The organism is Nocardioides caricicola (assembly GCF_039541135.1).
In the GTDB taxonomy this organism is placed as follows: Bacteria; Actinomycetota; Actinomycetes; order Propionibacteriales; family Nocardioidaceae; genus Nocardioides; species Nocardioides caricicola.
The window spans coordinates 531,093-546,476 of record NZ_BAABFQ010000005.1 but is presented as its reverse complement, the minus strand read 5'-3'; the positions used below and the strand labels follow the sequence as shown (position 1 = coordinate 546,476).

Below are 15,384 nucleotides of genomic sequence, written 5' to 3'. Positions count from 1 at the left end.
GACCATGGCGGAGTATGTGTTCACCCTGCGCAATGTGCGTAAGGCCCACGGCGACAAGGTCGTCCTCGACAACGTGACGCTGTCGTTCCTGCACGGAGCGAAGATCGGCGTCGTCGGCCCGAACGGCACGGGCAAGTCCTCGTTGCTGAAGATCATGGCGGGGCTCGACCACCCCAACAACGGTGACGCGATCCTCGACCCCGAGGCGACCGTCGGGATGCTGCAGCAGGAGCCGCCGCTGACCGAGGGCAAGACGGTGCTCGAGAACGTCGAGGAGGCGGTCAGCGAGATCAAGGCCAAGATGGCCCGTCTCGACGAGCTCTACATGATGATGGGCGACCCCGACGCCGACCAGGACAAGGTCGCGGCCGAGGCGGGCGACCTGCAGACCGAGCTCGACGCCGCGAACGTCTGGGACCTCGACAGCCGGCTCGACCAGGCCATGGACGCGCTGCGCTGCCCGCCGGCCGACGCGATCGTCGACAACCTCTCCGGTGGTGAGCGCCGCCGGGTCGCGCTCTGCAAGCTGCTGCTCCAGCAGCCCGACCTGCTGCTGCTCGACGAGCCCACCAACCACCTCGACGCGGAGTCGGTCCAGTGGCTCGAGGGCCACCTCAAGGACTACCCGGGCGCCGTCTTGGCGATCACCCACGACCGGTACTTCCTCGACAACGTCGCCGAGTGGATCCTCGAGCTCGACCGCGGCCAGACGCACCCCTACGAGGGCAACTACTCGACCTATCTCGAGACCAAGAAGGAACGTCTCAAGATCGAGGGGCAGAAGGACGCCAAGCGCGCCAAGATGCTGGAGAAGGAGCTCGAGTGGGTCCGCTCCAACGCCAAGGCCCGCCAGACCAAGAGCAAGTCGCGGCTGGCGCGCTACGAGGAGATGGCCGCCGAGGCCGACCGCGCCCGCAAGATCGACACCTCCGAGATCAACATCCCGGCAGGTCCGCGGCTCGGTGACGTCGTCCTCGAGGCCAAGGGCCTGACCAAGGGCTTCGAGGGCCGCACGCTCATGCACGACCTCTCGTTCAGCCTCCCGCGCGCCGGCATCGTCGGCGTGATCGGTCCCAACGGCGTCGGCAAGACCACGCTGTTCCGGATGATCACCGGCGGCGAGGCGCCCGACAGCGGCGAGCTCAACGTCGGCCAGACGGTGAAGATCTCCTACGTCGACCAGAGCCGCGGCGGCATCGACCCGAACAAGAACGTCTGGGAGGTCGTCTCCGACGGCCTGGACTTCATCAAGGTCGCGAACTTCGAGATGAACTCGCGCGCCTACGTCGCGTCGTTCGGCTTCAAGGGCCCCGACCAGCAGAAGAAGGCCGGCGTGCTCTCCGGTGGTGAGCGCAACCGCCTCAACCTCGCGCTGACCCTCAAGATGGGCGGCAACCTGCTGCTCCTCGACGAGCCCACCAACGACCTCGACGTGGAGACCCTGTCCTCGCTCGAGGACGCGATCCTCGACTTCCCGGGCTGTGCCGTGGTCACCTCGCACGACCGGTGGTTCCTCGACCGCGTCGCCACCCACATCCTCGCCTGGGAGGGCGACGACGAGGACCCGGCCAGGTGGTTCTGGTTCGAGGGCAACTTCGCGGCCTACGAGGAGAACAAGATCGAGCGTCTCGGGATCGAGGCGGCGCGCCCCCACCGCGTCACACACCGCCGGCTCACGCGCGACTGACGCCCACCGCACGCAGGACGAGGGGCGGCGACCACCACGGTCGCCGCCCCTCGTGCCGTCCTCGGCCTCGCCTAGGACCGGAGCCGGATGTCCATCTCGGGGTGCCCCGCGGCAAGGTGGTCGGTGACCGCGTTCATCACCCGCCCCACCGCGCGGAAGTCCTCGGGGCTGACCAGGTCGACGAGGTTCTTGCGGACGCCGCTCACGTGCACGTGCGCCATCGTCGTCAGCAGTTCGAAGCCCTTGTCGGTGAGGAGCGCGACGACACCGCGACCGTCCTCGGGCGAGCTGGTGCGCTCGACCAGGCCGGCGCGCTCCATCCGTGCCACGGTGTGCGTGACGCGGCTGCGGCTGTGCGCCAGCGCGTCGGCGAGCTGGGCCATCCGCATCTGCCGGTCCTCACGCTCCGACAGGCGGACCAGGATCTCGTACTCCACCAGCGACAGGTTGCAGGCGCGGTTGAGGTCGTCGTCGAGACGGTCGAGGAGCAGCGTCATCCCGATCATCAGGGCGCGCCACGAGTTCTGCTCGTCCTCGTCGAGCCACCTGGTCTCCGCCCCCGGAATGTCGGTCACCCCGGCAGTGTAGGACGCTCAGACGCGCTCCAGGATCAACGCCATGCCCTGGCCGCCGCCCACGCACATCGTGATGAGGCCGGTGGACTTGTCGTGCCAGTCCAGCGAGTTGAGCATGGTGTTCTGCAGCCGCGCGCCGGTCATGCCGAACGGGTGGCCGACCGCGATCGCGCCGCCGTTCACGTTCAACCGGTCGATGTCGATGCCGAGATCCTGGTACGACGGCACGACCTGCGCCGCGAACGCCTCGTTGATCTCGACGAGGTCGATGTCGCCGATGCTCATCTTGGCGTTGGCCAGCGCCCGCTTGGTCGCCTCGACCGGGCCGAGGCCCATGATCTCGGGGGACAGGCCCGAGACCCCGGTGGCGACGATCCGGGCCAGCGGCTTGGCGCCCAGCTCGGCAGCCTTGGTGTCGGACATGATCACGACCGCCGCCGCGCCGTCGTTGAGCGCGCAGCAGTTGCCGGCCGTCACGACGCCGTCCGGGCGGAAGACCGGCTGGAGGTCCTTGATGCCGTCGTAGGTGACGCCCGCGCGCGGGCCGTCGTCCTTGGACACCTCGACCCCGTCGGGCGTGGTGACCGGCGTGATCTCACGGGCCCAGAAACCGTCGTTGATGGCCTTCTCCGCGAGGTTCTGCGAGCGCACGCCGAACTCGTCGAGCTCCTGGCGCGACAGCCCGCGCAGCCGGGCGACGTTCTCAGCGGTCTGGCCCATCGCGATGTAGGCGTCGGGCAGCAGCCCGTCCTCGCGCGGGTCGTGCCAGTCGATGCCGCCCTCGGCCATCTTCTCGGTCCGCGCCATCGCGTCGTCGTACAGGTGGTTCTTGGTGTCGGGCCAGTGGTCCGAGGTGCCCTTCGCGAAGCGGGACACGGTCTCCACGCCGGCGGAGATGAAGATGTCGCCCTCGCCGGCCTTGATCGCGTGGAACGCCATCCGCGTGGTCTGCACCGACGAGGCGCAGTAGCGGGTGATCGTCGCACCCGGCACCTGGTCCATGCCGTTGAGCACGTTCACGATGCGCGCCATGTTGTTGCCGGACTCGCCGCCGGGCAGGCCGCAGCCGAGGTACAGGTCGTCGACGGTGTTCGGGTCGAGCCCGTCCACCTTGTCCAGCGCGGCCTTGATGATCAGCGCGCTGAGGTCGTCGGGCCGGAAGTCCTTCAGCGAGCCCTTGTTGGCTCGGCCGATGGGGGTACGGGCGGCACTGACGATGACTGCCTCGGGCATGGGGACTCCATTCACTGGGGGCGCTGGGGGACTGCTCCGAGCGCCAACACTAGACCGTGTTCTAGTTCTGCGGGGGAGGCGTACGTCACCCCTCGTCGGAGCCGGCCAGGGCGCTGCTGAGCAGCTCGAGCGACCGGGTGAGGAAGACCCGGCGCTCGCCGGGCGGCTTGAGGAGCGCCGTGATCAGGATGCCGTCGTACGACGCCACCAGCGCCTCGGCGCGCTCCCGGCTGTGCTCCTTGCCGAGGGAGCCCATGATCTCGTCGACCAGCTCGACGAGCCGCGCCCGGTGCTCGGCGAGCCGCGCGGCCAGGTCGGGGTCGCGCGTGGCCAGCATGGTCAGCTCGAGGCGGGCGACGAGGAGCTCGCGCTGGCCCAGCCAGCGCAGGAACAGGTCCAGGGCCGCCTCGACGCCCTGGTCGGACGGCGGGGCGTCGCGGACCTGCTCGGCGAGCGCGTCGACGTCGGCGACGAGGGTGGCGGCGACGTGGTCGGTGAGCGCCTGCTGCAGGGCGCTGCGGGTCCGCAGGTAGGCCGAGCAGCTGCCCTCGGGGAGTCCCGCCTGCCGGTCCACCGCCCGGTGCGTGAGTCCGCGCAGCCCCTGGTCGGCGATCACGTGGAGGGCCGCATCGAGCAGCTGGCGACGCCGTGGGCTCTCGGCCATCACATCTCTCCTGCTGGTTGTGAGGGGGGACACTACCGCTCCGGCTGGCTTCCAGGGAGCCTCCAGGCGTACCTTCTACATACGTAGAAATCTACATTTGTAGAAAGGATGCACCATGGATCTCTCCTCCAACCTCACCACCCTCGACGTGACCGCCGTCGTCACCGTCGTCGTGCTCGCCGTGCTGGGCGCGGTCGTCTCCACCGCCGTGATCGCCCGGACCGTCGTCGCCAACCGGCACGAGCGGATCGCGCGCCACGAGTCGATGCGCACCTACTACGGCCGCCAGTTCGCGCCCACCCACTGACCGAGCTGCAGGTCCCGTGAGACCAGTCGGGTGCCGGGCGGCCCGTCTGGCACGATCGAGCCCGTGCGGCACACCTACGAGTGCCCGATGCGTTGGGCCGACCTCGACGTGCTCGGTCACGTCAACAACGTCGTCTACGTGGACTACCTCCAGGAGGCCCGCGTCGACCTGTTCCGTGCGAACGGGGCGTCTCGCATCGACGACCCCGCCGACGACCTCGCCGAGGCTGCGGTCGTGGTGCGCCACGAGGTCAGCTACCTCGCGCCGCTGACCTTCGGCTCCCGGCCCGTCAGCATCGACTGCTGGGTCACCGAGATCCGGGTCGCGGCGTTCACGCTCGCCTACGAGCTCTTCCAGGAGCGCGACGGCGAGCGGGTGGTGTACGCACGGGCCAAGACCGTGCTGACGCCGTACGTCTTCGCCACCGAGCGCCCGCGCCGGCTGTCACCCGTCGAGCGCGAGACGCTCAGCGCCTACCTCGAGCCCGAGGAGCGCGGCGCCCGCGTCGCGCTGCCGGCCTCCCGTCCCGAGACGGCCGCGCACTACCCCGTGCAGGTGCGCTTCTCCGACGTCGACGTGTACGGCCACGTCAACAACGTGAAGTACTTCGAGTACCTCCAGGAGGCGCGGATCCGGCTGATCGGCGAGGTCTGGAAGGGCCTCGACCCGATCTCGATCGTGGTCGCGCAGACCGACGTCGACTACCGGGTCCCGATCCTGTTCCGGCCCGAGGCGTACGACGCGTGGAGCTGGGTCGCGCGCGTCGGCACGCGCTCCGCGACCATCGAGTCGCTGATCCTCGACGGTGAGACCGTTCTGGCGCGGGCCCGGGTCACGATCGTGTTCTTCGACCAGCACACCCAGCGGTCGACGCAGCCGCCCGAGCCCTACCTCGACAGGCTGCGCGCGCTGCTGCCGTCCTGACCAGCGCCGTCGCCGACGATCGAGCGCAGCCTGCGCAGCCCGCGGTGGTGCGCCACCCGGACGGCGACCGCCGAGATCCCGAGGGCCGTCGCCGTGCTCGCGACGTCCAGGCCGACGACCTCCCGGCAACCGACCACGTCGCGCTCGCGCTCCGGCAGCGTCGCCAGCGCGCGCACCACCCAGTCCTGAGCAGCGACCGCCGGCTCGGGACCGGGTACGGCGGGCAGCGTGCCCATCGTGTCGGCACCGCCGAGGTCGACCGGGTGCGTCCGCCGGCGCTCACCGCGGCGGCGGGTGTTGGCGGCGTGCTTGCGCGCGATCCCGAACAGCCAGCCCGCGAAGTCGTCCGACGTACCGCTGAAGTCGTGGACCCGCTCCGCCGCGGTCAGCCATGCCTGGGAGGCGATGTCTTCCGCTGTCTCGGACGTGTCGCCGCTCGGTCGCGTGCTGAGCCACACCAGCAGCCGGCCCGCGTGGGCGCGGTACAGCGCCCGCCAAGCCTCCTGGTCTCCCCGCTTGGCGAGCTCGATGAGCTCGTCGTCCCCTCCGGTCACCGGTGTGCGTTGCTCCCTGGGCTCGTCGGGTCCTTCGGTTTCTTCGGCCCGCGGTCCGGCTTGTCCTCGTTGCGCGGCTTGCCGTTGTTCGACTTCGTGGTGGCGTGCTCGTTCGGGTGGTCGCCCGCGTGGGCGTTCGGCCCGCGCCCGGGGCCGGCGGTGCCGGCCTGGCCCGACTGGCCGGACTGGCCGGGATCGGAGTCCGCGCCGCTGGCGAGGTTGGTGGGCTGCCGGCCGGGAGTCCCGGTCGGCTGTGCGGCCGGCGGGTCGACCGCCGCGGTCTCCGAGAACGTCGTCCCTGAGGGGTCGACGGCGCGGCTGGTGCCGGCGCCGGGCTCGGCGGACGAGGGCGCCCGCTCGGTGCTCGCGCTCGACTCAGGGGCGGACGGCGACGTCGCAGGCCCCGGGGCCGGCTGCGGACTGCCCGTGGGGCTGAGGCCGGCGAGCCACGCGACGCCCACGAGGATCGCCGCGACCCCGGCGGCGGCCAGGGCGACGCGCCAGGTGGTGATGGGGGAGCGCGGCGCGGTGGCGACCGGGGCGCCGGCGGCGGCGAGCGCGCTCAGCCGGGCGACGAAAGCGTCGTCGGGCTCGAGCGTGGGGGTCGGTGTTCGCAGGTGCACGGCTCACTCCTACCCAGAAGGACGGTCCCGGACTCCGGGGACGTTGTTGGGTCCGAGACCGCCCAGTTCTGGGGTCAGCTCTCAGCGAGCTCCGTGGTGGTGTCGTCGTCGTGGCCGTGGCCGTGGCCCTGGGTGTGGCCGTGGGCGTGGCCCTGGCCGTGGTCGTCACCCTGGTGGCCGTGCTCCATGCCGTCCTGGCCGTGGTCGGTGCCGCCCGGCAGCGCGTGCGTGTCCGGGTGGGTGCCCGCGTGCTCGTTCGGCTGGTGGTCGGTCGGCGTCTCGGTCGGCGTCTCGGCCGGCGTCTCGCTCGGGGTCTCGGTCGGGGTCTCGCTCGGGGTCTCGCTCGGCTCGGGGTGCTTCTCGGCCTGCCGCAGCGCGTTGCGCTCCCGCACCTCGGCGGCCCGGGCCTGGCCCTTGGCTGCGTGCTCGTCGACCTCGTGACCGTTCTTGTTCACGACCGTGGTGGGGGTCTCCGTCGGCTCAGCGGTCGAGTCGCTGGTCGGACTGCTCGCCGTGCCCACCTGGGTGGTCGCGTACGCGGTGCCGAACGTGAGGGCGGCCGCGAGGGCGGTGGTGGCGGTCAGGGCAGTGGTGGTCCGGCGCATGCAAAACCTCCGGAGGATGGGGTCGGCGGATGTCCGCCCGTACGCCCCTCTCCTGTCGCGACCGCGCCCCGGTGTTACACGGTCACTCGAAAGAGTTGACCATGAACTGTGCGGCGTGGGTCACATAGCCCCAGAACTGCGCGTCCTGCTCGGGAGTCAGCTGGACGTCGTCCAGGCCGGCACGGAAGTGCAGCAGCCAGCGGTCGCGTGCTTCCGGGGTCACGGCGAACGGCGCGTGCCGCATCCGCAGCCGCGGGTGGCCGCGGTTGTCGGAGTACGTCGTGGGCCCGCCCCAGTACTGCACGAGGAACAGCAGGAAGCGCTCCTCGGCCGGGCCCAGGTCCTCCTCGGGGTACAGCGGCCGCAGCACCTCGTCCTCGGCCACGCCCTCGTAGAACTTCGCGACGATCCGTCGGAACGTCTCGAAGCCGCCGATCTCCTCGTAGAACGTGGTCACGGGTCCATTCTGCAAGGCAGCCGGGCACGGCTCGACACCGGCGTGCAAGACTCGCAGGAGTTCACCGACCATCGAGCCATCCACAGGAGATCGACGCACATGGCAACCACGCGCAACGCCACCACCCACTGGGAAGGCACCCTCTTCGAGGGCGCCGGCAAGGTCACCCTGGACTCCTCCGGCGTCGGCACGTTCGACGTGTCCTGGCCCTCCCGCGCCGAGGAGGCGAACGGCAAGACCAGCCCCGAGGAGCTGATCGCCGCCGCGCACTCGTCCTGCTTCTCGATGGCGCTGTCCAACGGTCTGGCCAAGGCGGGTACGCCGGCCACCTCGCTCGACACCAGCGCGGCGGTCGACTTCGTGCCCGGCACCGGCATCACCGAGATCCGACTGACCGTCAAGGGCGTCGTCGAGGGCATGAGCAACGACGACTTCGTCGCTGCCGCCACCGCCGCCAAGGAGGGCTGCCCGGTCAGCCAGGCGCTCTCCGCGGTCACCATCAAGCTCGAGGCGTCGCTGGCGTAGCGCGACCTCAGCTCTGGACGGGCTCTTCCCCCTCGGGGGAGGGGCCCGTCTTCTGTTGGCGCTGCCAGACGACCTGCTGCGGGATCGCGATCTCGATGCCCTCGTGGTCGAAGCGGGCCTTGACCCGCTCGCGCAGCGCCCGGGCCACGCCCCACTGTTCCATCGGCAGGGTCTTCAGCAGCACCCGGAGCGTGACGCCCTCGGGATCGAAGAGCTCGACGCCGGTCACCTCCGGCTCCTCGATGACCAGGCCCTGGAAGTCCTCGTCCTCCCACAGGCCGTGCGCGACGTCGCGCAGCACCGACTGCACCCGGGTGAGGTCCTCCTGGTAGCCGACCTTGATGTCGACCACGGCGCGCGACCAGTTCTGGCTCATGTTGCCGACCCGCAGGATCTCGCCGTTCGGGACGTACCAGACGGTGCCGTTGAGGTCGCGCAACCGGGTGACGCGGAGGCTGACCGCCTCGATGGTGCCGCTCGCCTCGCCGACGTCGACCACGTCGCCGACGCCGTACTGGTCCTCGAAGATCATGAAGATGCCGGAGAGGAAGTCCTTCACCAGCGACTGGGCGCCGAAGCCGAGCGCGATGCCGATGATGCCGGCGCTGGCGATGATCGGCGCGATGTTCACGCCGAGCTCGCTGAGGATCATCGTCCCGAAGATCGCGATCAGCAGGCCCGTGATCACGCTCTTGAGCAGGTCGCCCATGGTCTTGGCGCGCTGGACCCGGCGGGTCGTGCTCGCCAGGTCGCGGGCCTCGGCCTGCTGTGCGGCCCTGCCGCGGAAGCCGAACCGGCTGATCTTGTCGGGGAGCATGCCGTCCTCGGCGCTGGCCACCAGGCGGTCGACCACCCGGTACAGCACCCAGCGGATCACGAAGAAGAGCGCGAGCAGCATCGCGATCGTGAGGGGCTTGCCGATCAGGACGTCGGAGGCGTTCGCCAGGCCCTGGTTGTCGGTCCAGTCGTAGACCTGCTCGCAGATGTCGTGACCTGACTCACAGGTGGCGTCGTCGAAGCCGAACATGGGCCCCATGTCTACCGCACCGAGCAAGGACGTGGGAGCGCGGGACGATACGCTTTGCTCGTGACCACGAAGCTCGCGCACCTCGTTCGCCGTACCTCTGTCGTCCTCGTCGCTCTGGGCCTCGTCGCGATGGCCGGGCCGGCCGGCGCGGACACCCCGGAGAACTGGACCGGCGAGCCGCCGACCGTGGTCGACGGCGTCGAGGCGGCGCTCATCTTCGTCGGCATCCCGGTGCTGCTCTTCGCGGTCATCACCCTGCTGGTGCTGCTGCCCAGCCTGATCCGCGGCGAGCGGTTCACGGTCGGCGGCCAGGCGACCGCGGACCAGTGGTTCGGCGGCCCGGTCAAGGGCACCGCCGAGCTTCCCGCGCCGGACGACCAGGACTCGAAGGCGGGTGGCGCAAGTGCCCGTTGGTGAGCTCAACGCCGCTGAGCGGTACCAGGTCGACGAGGCGATCCGCCAGGCCGAGCAGATCTCGCGCTTCGAGTTCAGCGTGTTCGTCGGCCGCGTCGACGGCGAGCCGCGCGCGTTCGCGACCCGGCTGCACAACTCGCTGGTCGCGCCGTCGCGCAGCATCCTGATCCTGGTGGACCCGAACGCGCGAGTCCTCGAGATCGTCACCGGCGGGATCGTGCGCCGCAACCTCACCGACCGCGAGGTCGAGCTGACCGCCTTCCAGATGCAGTCGTCGTTCGCCGAGGGCAACCTGGTCGACGGGCTGCGCCGCGGCATCCAGCATCTCGCCGAGCACGCGCGGGCGCCGCAGACGCTGCACGCCGAGTCGTAGAGCGAGCGGCGGCCCCCCGGCGCTGGATCGTCCGACCCGACCGGCAGCCCCGTCAAGGGTTCGCTTCACCGCCCTTGGCTGCCGCCGTCCGGGACGGAGGAGCGCGGCTACGCGCCTGGCCTCCTGCGCGACCGAGCTGGTTCCGGCCGCAGGGCGGCGCCGAGAGGACGCTGAAAGCCCCCGACATGCGCCGAGTCGTAACCGTCGAGAGACGCGAAACGGCCCCCAGGACCAGGTCCTGGGGGCCGTTTCGCGTCTCTCGACGGGCCCAGGCGTCAGCCCTGGGCGTCCCGCTTCTGGGCGGCCAGGGCGCGGAGGACGTCGGCGCGGCCCTCCTGGACGTAGCGCAGGGCGCCCTTGGGGGCCTCGTTGTCGGCGAGCCAGGCGTCGACGCGCTCGACGAGCGCCTCGGAGCCGAGGGCCTTGGGGAAGCCGTACTCGAGCAGCACGGAGCCCTTGTGGAAGCCGAGGGTGTCGATGCAGGTCTCCGCGGCCTCGAGGTAGCGCTCGAGGTACGGCGCGACGACGTCGTCCTGGCCGTAGCGGAAGATCGAGAAGACCATCTCGCGGGCGGTCTCGTTGGGCGTGCCGGGGTCGAGGATCGCGCGCCAGCCCTCGGCCTTGGCATCCTCGGTCGGCTGGGCGACCCGGGCGGCGGCGGCCTTCTCCTTGCCGGAGATGGTGTTGTCGCGCTCGAGCTCCGCGTCGATCTCGGCGTCGCCGAAGCGGCCGGAGGCGGCCAGCGAGGTGATCAGCACCCAGCGCAGATCCTGGTCGACGGCCAGGCCGTCCACCTCGAACGAGCCGTCCAGCAGGCCGGCGACGTCGCCGAGCGCCTGGTCGCTGTGGGCGACCGCGGCGTACGACCGCGCGAACGTGAGCTGGTGGTCGCTGCCCGGCTCGGCGGCGAGCAGCAGCTCGCGCAGGCCGGACTCCCACTCGGCGCGCAGCGCGGCGCGGCCGGCGGGAGCGCTGTAGGCGTTGACGGCCATCGCGGCGTACGTCGGGATCCGGGTGACGCCCCACGAGTCGGTCTCGGAGCCGATGTTCGCCAGCACCAGGCGGACGAAGTCGGAGGCCGGCATCTCGGCGTCGCGGGTCATGTCCCAGGCGGCGCTCCAGACGAGGGCCCGGGCGAGCGAGTCGTCGAGCTTGGAGAGCCCGCCGGTGACGGTCGCGAGCGAGCGCTCGTCGAGGCGGATCTTGGCGAACGCGTGGTCGTTGTCGTTGAGCAGCAGGAGGTCGGGCTGCTTCACGCCGACCAGCGCGGGGACCTCGGTCTCGGGGCCCTCGACGTCGATCTCGAGGTAGTCGCGACGCACCAGGCGGCCGTCGACCTCGTCGTACAGGCCGAGGCCGAGGCGGTGCCGGCGCAGGGTCGGGTGGTCCGGGTGCGCGGTCTGCAGGACCTTGAACGACGCGTAGGAGTCGCCGTCGAGCGCGAACTCCGGGGCGAGGGTGTTGACGCCCGCCGTCTGCAGCCACTCCTGGGCCCAGCCCTGGAGCTCGCGGCCCGACGACTTCTCGAGGGCGAGCAGCAGGTCGCCGAACTCGGCGTTGCCGAACTCGTGGTCCTTGAAGTACTGACGCAGGCCGGCGAGGAACGGCTCGAGGCCGACCCAGGCGACCAGCTGCTTGAGCACCGACGCGCCCTTGGCGTAGGTGATCATGTCGAAGTTGACCTCGACCGCGTGCAGGTCGACGTTGTCGGCCGCGATCGGGTGGGTGCTGGGGAGCTGGTCGGCGCGGTAGCCGGTCTGCTTGCGGGCGTTCGCGAAGCCGGTCCACGCGTCGGTGAACTCGGTGGCCTCCGCCTCGCACCAGTAGCAGGCCCACTCGGCGAACGACTCGTTCAGCCAGAGGTCGTCCCACCACTTCATCGTGACCAGGTCGCCGAACCACATGTGCGCCATCTCGTGGGTGATGACGGAGGCGCGGAACTCGTAGAACGAGCGCGGCTGGCGGCTCCGGGGGAGGTACTCGTCGCGCAGCGTCACGCAGCCGGCGTTCTCCATCGCGCCCATGTTGTACTCCGGCACGTAGAGCTGGTCGTACTTGCCGAACGGGTAGGGGTAGTCGAACTGCTCCTCGAAGAACGCGAAGCTCTGCTGGGTGAGCTTCACGAGCTCGTCGACGTCGAGGTACTCGACCAGCGACTGGCGGCAGTAGTGGCCGAGCGGGATGTCGCCGTACTTGCCGTTGTAGACGTGCTGGACCTCGTGGTACTCACCGGCCACGATCGCGGTGATGTAGGTCGACATCTTCTTGGTGGGCTCGAAGCGCCACACGGCCTTGCCCTCGGTGACGGGCTCCGGCTCGGGGGTCGGCGAGTTCGAGACGACCTTCCAGCTGTCCGGAGCGACGACATTGAACTGGAACGGCGCCTTCAGGTCAGGCTGCTCGAACGTCGTGAACACGCGGCGGGCGTCGGGGACCTCGAACTGGGAGTAGAGGTAGACGCGGCCATCGGCCGGGTCGACGAAGCGGTGCAGGCCCTCACCGGTGTGGGAGTACGTGCAGTCGGCGCGCACGACGAGCTCGTTCTCGGCCTGCAGGCCGGGGAGCGCGATGCGGCTGTCGGCGTACGCCGTCGCCGGGTCGAGCGGCTCGCCGTTCAGCGTGATCTCGTGGACGATCGCGTCGACGAGGTCGGCGAACGTCGCGCTGCCGGGCTCGCGGCAGGTGAACGCGATCGTGGTGGTCGATCCGAAGGTCTTGTCGCCCGTCGTGAGGTCCAGATCGATGGTGTACGACGTGACGTCCAGGAGGGCGGCGCGGGTGGCGGCCTCGTCCCGGGTGAGGTTGGTTCCAGGCATGCCCAGCATCCTGCCACTGGGCAGGTCACCTGCGAAAAGCGGAATCCCCGGCATGATGTCCCGCGTGAGCGACAGCGGACGCGACGTCATCTCGCTGCGCGAGGCGTTTCGCGTCTGGTTCCTGATCTCCTGGCAGACGTTCGGTGGCCCGGCGGGGCAGATCGCGGTGATGCACCGGGAGCTCGTCGAGGAGCGGCGGTGGATCGGCGAGCGCCGGTTCCTGCACGCGATGAGCTACTGCATGCTGCTGCCCGGCCCCGAGGCCCAACAGCTCGCCGTCTACAGCGGCTGGCTGCTCAACGGCTGGCTGGGCGGCCTCATCGCCGGGGTGCTGTTCGTGATCCCGGGCCTGATCACGATCCTCGCGCTCTCGTGGGTGTACGTCGCCCACGGTGAATCCACCCTGGTCACCGGCGTGCTGCTCGGCCTCGCCGCCGCGGTCATCCCGATCGTCCTCCAGGCGGTGCTGCGCCTGGGGCGTCGCGCCGTGCGCAACCGGGTGCTCCTGGTGCTCGCCGTCGTCGCCTTCGTGGCGCTGGCGGTCCTGGCCGTGCCGTTCCCGCTCGTGGTGCTCGTCGCCGGTCTCGTCGGCTGGGTGGTCGGCCGGCGGCGACCCGACCTGGTCCGGCTGCCCGAGCCGCCGCCCGAGCCGGACGAGGACGCGCCGTTGATCCCCGACGACGCCCTGCACACCGCGCCGCGGTCCGGGCGGCGTTCGCTCGTGATCCTCGTGGTCGGGCTGGCGCTCTGGATGCTGCCGGTCGCCGCGGCGTTCGCCCTCGCCGGCGGCCAGCAGACGGTGTTCACCGACCAGGGCCTGTTCTTCGGCGGCATGGCGCTGGTGACGTTCGGCGGCGCCTACGCGGTGCTGTCGTACGTCGCCCAGGCCGCGGTCGAGAACTACGGCTGGCTGACCGCCCAGGAGATGGTGCGTGGACTCGCGCTGGCCGAGACGACACCCGGCCCGCTGATCATGGTGGTCCAGTTCGTGGCGTTCCTCGGCGCGTTCCGCGACCCCGGCGCGCTGGACCCGTGGGCGGCGGCCGTGCTGGCCTCGCTGCTGGTCGTCTGGGTGACGTTCGTGCCGTGCTTCCTCTTCATCTTCCTGGGGGCGCCCTACGTCGAGCGGCTGCGGGGGAACGAGCCGCTGTCGGCGGCGCTGACCGGCGTCACCGCGGCGGTCGTCGGCGTGATCGCGAACCTCGCCTACTACTTCACCGTGCACACGCTGTTCGAGGACACCAGGCGCGCCGGGCTCGAGCATCTCGGCCTGCTGGTGCCGGTGTGGTCGTCCTTCCAGTGGGAGCCGGCCGCGCTGGGCGCGCTCGGCGCCATCCTGATCTTCGCGCTGCGGTGGCCGGTGCTGCGCTCCCTCGGCGTCTGCGGGCTCGCCGGGCTGGCAGTCGCCCTTCTCACCTGACAGGGAATGCGGACCCGAGTCCGGATTGTTCCGTCCGATATGACCAACGCTGACTTCTGGTTCGACCCCGCCTGCCCTTTTGCCTGGATCACCTCGCGCTGGATCCTCGAGGTGGAGAAGGTCCGTGACATCGAGGTCACCTGGCACATCATGAGCCTGGCCTACCTGAACCAGGACAAGGACATCTCGGCGGAGTACCGCGAGTTCCTCTCGACCGCCTGGCAGCCGGTGCGCGTGCTGATGGCCGCCGAGCAGAAGTACGGCAAGGAGGTGCTCCTGCCGCTGTACACGGCGATGGGCACCCGCATCCACATCGAGAAGCAGGCCAAGGACCGCGACCTGATCGAGGCCGCGCTTGCCGACGCCGGGCTCGACCTCTCGCTCGCCGACGCCATGGACGACGCGTCGTACGACGACGCCATCGCGGCCTCGCACGAAGCCGGCATGAGCCAGGTCGGCAACGAGGTCGGGACCCCGACCATCGCGTTCGAGGGCCGGGCGTTCTTCGGTCCCGTGATCAGCAAGGCGCCCCGCGGTGAGGACGCCGGCCGGATGTGGGACGCGTTCGTGACCCTCTCGAAGTACGAGCACTTCTACGAGCTCAAGCGCAGCCGCACCGAGGACCTCGACTTCAGCTGACGGCCGACCTAGCGTGGTCCCATGGGCGACGAGGTCAGGGTCCTCTCACGGGCCATCGACCAGGCCGGTGACGTGCTCGACCACGTGCACGCCGACCACCTGGGTCGCCCGACGCCGTGCCGCGACTGGGACGTCGCCGCGCTGATCGACCACCTGGTCGCCCAGCCGGGCCACTTCCTCACGATGATGCGGGGCGGGGAGCCGGACTTCTCGGCGACCCCGCCGCACGTCGCCGAGAGCTGGGGGCCGGTGTTCCGGGTCGCCGGCGACGACCTGCTGCACCACTGGCACGAGCACGAGGGCGACGCGCCCGTGCCCGCCGACTGGCAGATCGCGGAGCTCGCCACGCACACGTGGGACGTCGCGACCGCGATCGGCTACCCGGTCGACCGGCTCGACCCGGAGGTGGCCGAGCGCGGCCTGGCCTTCATGCGGGCCAACCTCACCGACGACAACCGGGGCGAGGCGTTCGCGGCCGAGGTGGCCACCGACGGCGGGCCGTACGAGCGGCTCGCGGCGTTCGCGGGCCGCGCGGTCTGAG

General features: G+C 70.6%; 18 protein-coding genes. 9 read left to right on the top strand and 9 right to left on the bottom strand.

The window, feature by feature from the left end; all coding sequences use genetic code 11:
* Positions 1-4 precede the first annotated feature (4 nt).
* Positions 5-1,687, top strand: a complete 1,683-nt coding sequence (ettA, locus tag ABD875_RS11045; RefSeq protein ID WP_345176044.1) for an energy-dependent translational throttle protein EttA — start codon at positions 5-7, stop codon at positions 1,685-1,687.
* Positions 1,688-1,758: 71 nt separating this feature from the next.
* Here the strand turns inward: ettA and ABD875_RS11040 are convergent, their stop codons facing one another.
* The 3 genes from ABD875_RS11040 to ABD875_RS11030 all read right to left on the bottom strand — a co-directional run bounded on the left by ABD875_RS11040 (position 1,759) and on the right by ABD875_RS11030 (position 4,159).
* Positions 1,759-2,262: a MarR family winged helix-turn-helix transcriptional regulator gene (locus tag ABD875_RS11040; RefSeq protein ID WP_345176039.1), complete on the bottom strand. Its 504-nt coding sequence runs from the start codon at positions 2,260-2,262 to the stop codon at positions 1,759-1,761.
* 18 nt (positions 2,263-2,280) lie between these two features.
* Positions 2,281-3,495, bottom strand: a complete 1,215-nt coding sequence (locus ABD875_RS11035) for an acetyl-CoA C-acetyltransferase (protein ID WP_345176036.1) — start codon at positions 3,493-3,495, stop codon at positions 2,281-2,283.
* A gap of 85 nt (positions 3,496-3,580) precedes the next feature.
* Positions 3,581-4,159 (bottom strand): TetR/AcrR family transcriptional regulator, encoded by a 579-nt coding sequence (locus tag ABD875_RS11030; protein WP_345176033.1) that lies wholly within the window; start codon positions 4,157-4,159, stop codon positions 3,581-3,583.
* A 115-nt stretch (positions 4,160-4,274) separates the two neighbouring features.
* Between ABD875_RS11030 and ABD875_RS11025 the strand changes: the two genes are divergently transcribed.
* Complete coding sequence (locus ABD875_RS11025; protein ID WP_345176029.1) at positions 4,275-4,466, top strand: hypothetical protein; 192 nt, start codon at positions 4,275-4,277, stop codon at positions 4,464-4,466.
* 87 nt (positions 4,467-4,553) lie between these two features.
* Positions 4,554-5,390 (top strand): acyl-CoA thioesterase, encoded by an 837-nt coding sequence (locus ABD875_RS11020; RefSeq protein WP_345176024.1) that lies wholly within the window; start codon positions 4,554-4,556, stop codon positions 5,388-5,390.
* Here the strand turns inward: ABD875_RS11020 and ABD875_RS11015 are convergent.
* From ABD875_RS11015 to ABD875_RS11000, 4 genes are all read right to left on the bottom strand, one after another.
* On the bottom strand, positions 5,354-5,944 hold the full coding sequence (locus tag ABD875_RS11015; protein ID WP_345176021.1) for an RNA polymerase sigma factor: 591 nt from the start codon (positions 5,942-5,944) through the stop codon (positions 5,354-5,356). The two genes, ABD875_RS11020 and ABD875_RS11015, sit on opposite strands and share 37 nt — an antisense overlap.
* Entirely contained in the window at positions 5,941-6,567 is a 627-nt protein-coding gene (locus ABD875_RS11010) for a hypothetical protein (protein WP_345176019.1), read from the bottom strand. The genes ABD875_RS11015 and ABD875_RS11010 overlap by 4 nt, the downstream gene beginning before the upstream one ends.
* Positions 6,568-6,641: 74 nt before the next feature.
* Positions 6,642-7,172: a hypothetical protein gene (locus tag ABD875_RS11005; protein WP_345176016.1), complete on the bottom strand. Its 531-nt coding sequence runs from the start codon at positions 7,170-7,172 to the stop codon at positions 6,642-6,644.
* Between the two features lie 82 nt (positions 7,173-7,254).
* Positions 7,255-7,629, bottom strand: coding sequence for a globin (locus ABD875_RS11000; RefSeq protein WP_345176011.1), 375 nt, complete (start codon positions 7,627-7,629; stop codon positions 7,255-7,257).
* A gap of 99 nt (positions 7,630-7,728) precedes the next feature.
* Between ABD875_RS11000 and ABD875_RS10995 the strand changes: the two genes are divergently transcribed.
* A complete protein-coding gene (locus ABD875_RS10995; protein WP_345176007.1) occupies positions 7,729-8,154 on the top strand; it encodes an OsmC family peroxiredoxin in 426 nt (141 codons plus the stop codon).
* Positions 8,155-8,161: 7 nt separating this feature from the next.
* Here ABD875_RS10995 and ABD875_RS10990 read toward each other — a convergent pair whose 3' ends face one another.
* Entirely contained in the window at positions 8,162-9,181 is a 1,020-nt protein-coding gene (locus ABD875_RS10990; protein WP_345176002.1) for a mechanosensitive ion channel family protein, read from the bottom strand.
* Between the two features lie 60 nt (positions 9,182-9,241).
* Between ABD875_RS10990 and ABD875_RS10985 the strand changes: the two genes are divergently transcribed.
* Positions 9,242-9,598 carry a hypothetical protein gene (locus tag ABD875_RS10985; protein ID WP_345175998.1) on the top strand — a complete coding sequence of 119 codons (357 nt, stop codon included), beginning with the start codon at positions 9,242-9,244 and terminating at the stop codon, positions 9,596-9,598.
* Entirely contained in the window at positions 9,585-9,968 is a 384-nt protein-coding gene (locus ABD875_RS10980) for a DUF5130 family protein (RefSeq protein WP_345175991.1), read from the top strand. The genes ABD875_RS10985 and ABD875_RS10980 overlap by 14 nt, the downstream gene beginning before the upstream one ends.
* A gap of 275 nt (positions 9,969-10,243) precedes the next feature.
* Here ABD875_RS10980 and pepN read toward each other — a convergent pair whose 3' ends face one another.
* The gene (gene pepN / locus ABD875_RS10975) at positions 10,244-12,784 is read right to left on the bottom strand and encodes an aminopeptidase N (protein ID WP_345175983.1); all 2,541 of its coding nucleotides are present in this window, start codon (positions 12,782-12,784) and stop codon (positions 10,244-10,246) included.
* A gap of 55 nt (positions 12,785-12,839) precedes the next feature.
* Between pepN and chrA the strand changes: the two genes are divergently transcribed.
* From chrA to ABD875_RS10960, 3 genes are read left to right on the top strand one after another with little or no spacing between them, the layout of a single operon-like run.
* Positions 12,840-14,204, top strand: a complete 1,365-nt coding sequence (gene chrA, locus ABD875_RS10970) for a chromate efflux transporter (RefSeq protein WP_379188265.1) — start codon at positions 12,840-12,842, stop codon at positions 14,202-14,204.
* 39 nt (positions 14,205-14,243) lie between these two features.
* Positions 14,244-14,843 carry a mycothiol-dependent nitroreductase Rv2466c family protein gene (locus ABD875_RS10965; RefSeq protein ID WP_345175953.1) on the top strand — a complete coding sequence of 200 codons (600 nt, stop codon included), beginning with the start codon at positions 14,244-14,246 and terminating at the stop codon, positions 14,841-14,843.
* Between the two features lie 21 nt (positions 14,844-14,864).
* Positions 14,865-15,383 carry a maleylpyruvate isomerase N-terminal domain-containing protein gene (locus ABD875_RS10960; protein WP_345175945.1) on the top strand — a complete coding sequence of 173 codons (519 nt, stop codon included), beginning with the start codon at positions 14,865-14,867 and terminating at the stop codon, positions 15,381-15,383.
* Position 15,384: the final 1 nt, after the last annotated feature.